General features: G+C 55.3%; 1 protein-coding gene. It reads left to right on the plus strand.

Features of this window, described 5'->3' with window-relative positions:
• The first annotated feature begins 742 nt into the window (after positions 1-742).
• Positions 743-922, plus strand: coding sequence for a hypothetical protein (locus J3P31_RS21930; protein WP_438270318.1), 180 nt, complete (start codon positions 743-745; stop codon positions 920-922).
• Positions 923-1012 lie beyond the last annotated feature (90 nt).

Genomic DNA, 1012 nt, shown 5'->3' on the forward strand with positions numbered 1-1012 from the left:
GATGCCCAGCCAGGGGAAGTTCGAACATGGGTCACTTCTCAGTGGAAATTCCCGGTCCACCCGGGTCAGCTCTCAGCCGAAATCAACACTTGGAGCGCAAGGTGATGCTTCCGGGCGTAGTCCTTGGTGTCTTGTAGGGCACTGCGGCCGACTATCCTTGCATCGGTAGAAAAGGAACGATCTTAACGGCGTCAATGGAGTATCGATTGTTGCTTCTCCTTGCACCGACAGCGTAGACACTGACCTCGTCAGTGTGCTCCACGACCTCCCAATCAAGATGACCGAACCAATCTGCGCCTCGGACTTTGATCCGCGTCTGCCGTGGTGTAGGACGCGCGCCCATACGGTGCCCCAGCCGCGCGGCTCTGCATGTGGCGAAAGCCCGGCAGAGTGAGCTTCAAGCTGACCTTGTGTGCTGCGTTGCTCACGCCTGCAGATAGCGGCCTTCGGTTCCGACAAAGCCGCCCCTCGCCTTTCATCGGAACATTTCCAGTTCGGCAAAGTCATGCCCTATAAACCCTGAAGAGAGGAGCTCAAGCGCCCATGCTCCATTTCAGCTTACCTCAGGCAAAATATAGAAGTCGGCAACCGACAGTCACCGGTGGTACAGTTCTGACGATTTCTACGACTCGCTCGACTGGCGTCCGCCTCGCATTCTTATCTTCAATGCCTGCTGTCCCCCCGACATCCTACTCGGTTGGTTTTATCCCACAATGCTGAAAGAGTAACAGCGGACGAGCTTGTGACGGCAGAGCTGACTGGGGTCAGGATAGCGACATTGCACAGTGTCAACCGAGTCATTATTGAATCCAACTTCTGTAATGGCTTGTTTAACGCGCTGCTGAAGCCGATGTTGAATCCCAAGTATTCTGTGACTATCGAGGAGTGTGGCACATCCAGCAAAGGAGCGGCGCATGTATGACTGGTCTGCCCCCTGAAAAGTGGTCCTCCCTGAAGTAGGCTTTCGGGCCTGAGGAGGATGAAGGAATGCCCCAGAAGAAGCACAAGCCGG

The sequence above is a fragment of the Rubellimicrobium arenae genome (genome assembly GCF_017916275.1).
GTDB classification, from domain to species: Bacteria; Pseudomonadota; Alphaproteobacteria; order Rhodobacterales; family Rhodobacteraceae; genus Rubellimicrobium; species Rubellimicrobium arenae.